Genomic DNA, 4,934 nt, shown 5'->3' on the forward strand with positions numbered 1-4,934 from the left:
CCGAGGCTCCGGCCAAGGGCCCTCGCCGGCCCTCCCCCTACAACCTCAGGGCGTTGCTGCGCGACTACGGCTTCGTGATGCCCGGGTTCTTCCTCTCCGTGGCCTCCTTCTGCCTCCTGATCACGATGCTCTCGGCCTCGGCCGGACTGATCCTGGTGTGGGTCGGCATTGTGCTGCTGCCCGCCACCCTGTGGCTCGCATCGGCCTTCGCAGACCTGAACCGTGCCCGATTGCGGTGGTGGGGGAAACCCGTGGCTCGCCCCGGGCTCGCGCTGCGGAAACCGGGTATCCGCGGGTTCATCGGCCTGCTGACCGAGCCGCGACGGTGGCTTGACCTGGTCTACCAAACCATCGTGGCCTTCCCCATCCACGTGTTCACGTTCTCGGTGGCCGTGGCATGGACGGCGAGCGCACTGGGCGGCCTGACCGAGGTGTTCTGGCTGCGCTTCATCCCAGGCTTCGACGAGGGCCCCTATGCCGCCGGCTACGTGGTGGATTTCGTGACGCTGGGTTCGGTCCCGGAATCGGTGGCTCACTCCCTGTGGATGAGTTACGTGGTGGACTTCGTGGTCGCCGTGATCATGCTTGCCCTGCTGCCCCTGGTCATGCGTGGTCTTGCCATGTTCGACGCCGCGGTGATGGGTGCCGCCCTGGGCGGCACCGTTCGCTCCGGTCACCAGGACGGCGCCGTGGCGCCATCGGCTGGTTCCCCTGCCGCGTCGTTCGGCACAGCCACCCGAAGCCGTGACGGGCAGGAAACGCAGGTTTCCGCGACCGGCTGGAGCTGGATCGCGGCGAGCGCCTTCAGCGCGGCGCTGGTCGGCGTCTCGTGGCCACTGCTGACCACGACGTACGAGATCCACGTGGTCTTCGCGATGCTGCTGGCCTTCGGTTTGGCTGCGATGATGCTGCTGGCCGTCACCAACCGCGTCACGTGGACCCTCGGGGTCGTGATCGGTGCCGCAGGATCCGCGGTCGCCGCGATACTCGGCGTCGGTGCAGACGGAATCGCTAGCCGTGGACTGCCGTGGCCCTGGCCTGCGTTCACCATCGTGGCCGTGGCCTTCACCTGCCTGCTCGGGGCGCTGCGGCATCACTGGCTCTGGGCCGTGATCGGGTGGGCCGTTCTCCAAGTCCCGACGGTGCTCGTCGGCCTGTTCTGGTCCCGTCCGCTGGGAAGCCGGATGGACCTGGTCATGACCGATCTCATCGTCGCGGCAGCGGTGTCCCTGGCGACGCTGCTGATCGGTTTGGGCCTGCGGGCCTTGTTCGCCAGTCGAACCGCCCTGAACCGTGAACGCCGTGCCAGCGCGGAACTGAGTGCCGAGCGGGAGGAACTCGACGAGCGCACCCGAATTGCCCGCGAGCTGCATGACGTCGTTGCGCACTCCATGTCCGTCATCAGCGTCCAAGCCACCACAGCGCCCTACCGGCTGCCGCAGGTGGACCAGCCCACCAAGGAGGAATTCGCCTCGATCGCCGACTCCTCACGCCAGGCGCTCGCCGAGATGCGTTCGCTGCTGACCCTGCTGCGAACCCCGACTGACGGCACGCAACCCGAGTTGGCACCACAAGCCACCCTGTCCCAGATCCCGGACCTGATCGAGGCCACACGGGCCAGCGGCGCCACCATCAACGTGCAGCTGAGCCCGCTCAGTGACGATCTCGTGACGCCCGCAGCCGGGTTGGCGACGTACCGGATTGTGCAGGAGGGCCTCAGCAACGCTGTACGCCACTCCCCCGGCGCCACCATCGACGTCACGGTGAACGTCACGGACGCTGCCGTGGAGATCGCTGTGGAGAACGGACCGGCCACCGCGGAAGAGTCTCCCGCTGCACCCGGTGCGGGCCTGGGCCTGGCCGGAGTTCGGGAACGTGCCCAGGCGGTGGGCGGGCAGGCCACGGCCACCGCGACGGAGGACGGTGGATTCCGCCTCCGCGCCACGCTGCCGCGCTGATCTGTGCTGCCGCGCTGAACGTGCTGCCTCGGGATGCACGGCGGTCGGGTCCGAACGTACTTGGTCGGGACCAGGCTTTCGTGGGATGCGCGCCGGTTCGGAGCGAAATCCATGTAAGCCTGGTCCCGCGAGAAAAGGACAGGCCGCCGCAGCACTCAACACGCAGAACGGAGGGGCCGCAGCCCGCAGCACGCAAAACGGAGGGGCGAGGAACCGGTATCGGTTCCCCGCCCCTCGCGGCATGCTGCTTTCAGCGTGACGCGATCAGCTGTTCACGCAGGAAGTCTCACTTCTTGGTCGCATCCTTGGCGGCGTCCTTGACGTCCTGAGCGGCTTCCTTGGCCTTGTCCTTGGCCTCGGTTGCCTTCTCCTTGGCCTCGGCCGCGACGTGCTTGGCGACGTCCTTGGCCTCCTCGGCCTTCTCCGCAACGGCTGCCTTGGCGTCCTCGACGGAGGCTGCCTTCTCGGCGGCCGGCTTCTCAGCGGGCTTGGGGGCCGGCTCGTTGGGGACCGGAGCCTTCCAGGGATCCTCGATGGGCTTGGAGGCCTTCCACGCTGCGACGGCTCCCGCCACCACACCGGAGATCAGCAGGAAGAGGAAGAACTTCTTCCCCTTGCCCTTCTTCTTGGTCTTGGTGGCCTTCTTGGCCGACTTCACGGCCTCATCCTTGACCTTGCCTGCCTGCTTCTTGGCGGACTTGGTTGCCTTCTTCAGGTCCTTCTTGGAGGCCTCGTACTTCTCATTGGCCTTCTCAGAGGTTTCCCTGGCCTTCTGCTCAGCGGCATCCTTGAATTCCAAGCCCTTGGCCACGGCGCTGGTCAGCACATCGTCTGCCTTCTCCTTGGCCACGCCGAGACCTTCCTGGATCTTGGGTGCGACCTCGTCGTACTTCTGGGACACGGCATCGGCTGCGGCCTGCACCTTGGGGGTTGCCCAATCGATGACGTTCTCTGCAGCGTCTGACACGGTCTTGGTGACTTCCTTCGCGGACTTCTTCTTGGCCATGCGGTTCCACCTACTCGCTCAAGTCGTTCATGTATGCCTTGATGGTCACACACTACTGTCCTCGCCTGACAATCGCTGGGAAAGCGACCGATCCGAAGTGTTCACTGAACGCGAAGAGGTCGTTCAGGTGGGAGCTAGGACCTACTCAGGCGTCGCGTGAAACAATGGGGGCATGACTGCCATTCCTACGCACGTAGCGACCATTCACACCACGCTTGGCGACATCGTCGTCAACCTCTTCGGGAACCACGCCCCCGTCACGGTGGATAACTTCGTGGGCCTGGCCACCGGCGAGAAGTCCTGGACCGATCCGGAGACCGGTGAGACCAAGGAAGGTACCTCGCTCTATGCAGGCACCATCTTCCACCGCATCATCAAGGACTTCATGATCCAGGGCGGCGATCCACTGGGTCAGGGCATCGGTGGCCCCGGCTACAACTTCGACGACGAGATCAACCCCGATCTGGACTTCACCGCTCCGTACAAGCTGGCCATGGCCAACGCCGGTATCCGTATGGGCCGCGGCACCAACGGGTCCCAGTTCTTCATCACCTCGGTGCCCACCACCTGGCTGCAGGGCAAGCACACCATTTTCGGTGAGGTGGCTGATGAGGACTCCAAGGCCGTTGTGGACCAGCTCAATTCCGTCGCCACGGACGGCCGTGACAAGCCGCTCGAGGACGTCAAGATCGAGTCCATCGACATCAAGGAAGCCTGAGCCGGGCTCCACCGGCGCGTTGGGCCTTGACGGGCCACGCTCCATCACGAGTGGGCGGTGGGGTGGGAACGAATCCCACCCCCACCGCCCACTCGTTTTTCTCAAGACCATCGTTAAGGATCATCCATGACCGAAGCACCCAGATACGGCGCCACCGGATCTGGTGAGGCACCAGTGTGCCCCCGCCACCCGGACCGCGTCAGCTACGTGCGATGCCAACGCTGCAACAGGCCTGTGTGCCCGGAATGCCAGCGTCCGGCCGCTGTAGGGGTGGTGTGTGTGGACTGCGCAAGGCAGGCCTCCGCGAAACAACCACGGGTGAAGCGCACCACCGCTTCCACACCGGTGGTGACCTACACGGTGATCGCGATCTGCGTGGTGGCCTACGTTGCGCAGTTGGCGTTCTCGGGCTTCCAGACCCAGTTCGTCTACTACGCACCCCTCATTCCCGAGGAGATGTGGCGCCTGCTGACTTCAGGGTTCCTGCATGACAGCCATGACGTGATCTCGATCCATCTGGTCATGAACATGCTCTCGCTGTGGTTCCTCGGGCGGGTTCTGGAACCTCACTTGGGCCGGTGGCGTTTCGCCTCCGTGTTCCTGCTCGGTGTGATCGGCGGTAACGCCGCCATGGGGTTGTTGAACTGGTCCTCCCCCGCGTTGGGGGCCTCCGGTGGCATCTTCGCTCTGGGCGGGGCTCTGCTGATCGCCTTGAGGAAGGACCGTAGCAATCTGATCAGTATGGCCGTGATCCTCGGCATCAACTTCGCTTACGGATTCATGCGGTCGGGGATTGCGTGGGAGGCCCACCTGGGTGGCCTCGTCGTCGGAGTTCTGCTGGGTCTGATCTACGAGATCGGACACCGCAAGGCTCTGGTCTCTCCGGCAGGCGCCAAGTCAGTGGGCACCATCCACCTCGTGGTGACCCTGGTCCTGCTGGTGGCCCTGGTGGGACTGGGGTACTACGGCGGCGAGCAGGCCACCGACGAGTATTACCGGTACTACTACGGCGTGGGCTGAGTCTGAAGCCTGCCGAGCCACCGAAGCGAAACATCACCACCAGCGAGCGGCTGTCCTGACCCACATGGTCAGGGTGGCCGCTCGCTGCGGTTGTGGGGGCATGTCGTCGTCGACCTGCTGGAGTGGGTCTGAGGAGCCGCCCGGCTGACGACCAATCGATCCTCCTGACCGACGGTGGAGTGCTGCCCCGCGGTGGAGTGCTGAGCGATAGCGGGGTGGCTGACGCTGCGAC

General features: G+C 65.1%; 4 protein-coding genes. 3 read left to right on the top strand and 1 reads right to left on the bottom strand.

The window, feature by feature from the left end; genetic code table 11:
* On the top strand, nt 1-1,958 hold a 1,958-nt coding region (locus tag Q0A15_RS09465), incomplete at its 5' end, for a sensor domain-containing protein (protein ID WP_291279283.1).
* 286 nt (nt 1,959-2,244) lie between these two features.
* On the opposite strand, the gene Q0A15_RS09470 is transcribed toward Q0A15_RS09465, so the two are convergent.
* Nucleotides 2,245-2,964, bottom strand: a complete 720-nt coding sequence (locus Q0A15_RS09470) for a hypothetical protein (RefSeq protein WP_291279284.1) — start codon at nt 2,962-2,964, stop codon at nt 2,245-2,247.
* 172 nt (nt 2,965-3,136) lie between these two features.
* On the opposite strand from Q0A15_RS09470, the gene Q0A15_RS09475 reads away from it, so the two are divergent.
* Complete coding sequence (locus Q0A15_RS09475; protein WP_291279285.1) at nt 3,137-3,682, top strand: peptidylprolyl isomerase; 546 nt, start codon at nt 3,137-3,139, stop codon at nt 3,680-3,682.
* A gap of 318 nt (nt 3,683-4,000) precedes the next feature.
* On the top strand, nt 4,001-4,702 hold the full coding sequence (locus Q0A15_RS09480) for a rhomboid family intramembrane serine protease (protein ID WP_291279286.1): 702 nt from the start codon (nt 4,001-4,003) through the stop codon (nt 4,700-4,702).
* The last annotated feature ends 232 nt before the right edge of the window (nt 4,703-4,934 follow it).

The organism is Galactobacter sp., assembly GCF_022712295.1.
In the GTDB taxonomy this organism is placed as follows: Bacteria; Actinomycetota; Actinomycetes; order Actinomycetales; family Micrococcaceae; genus Galactobacter.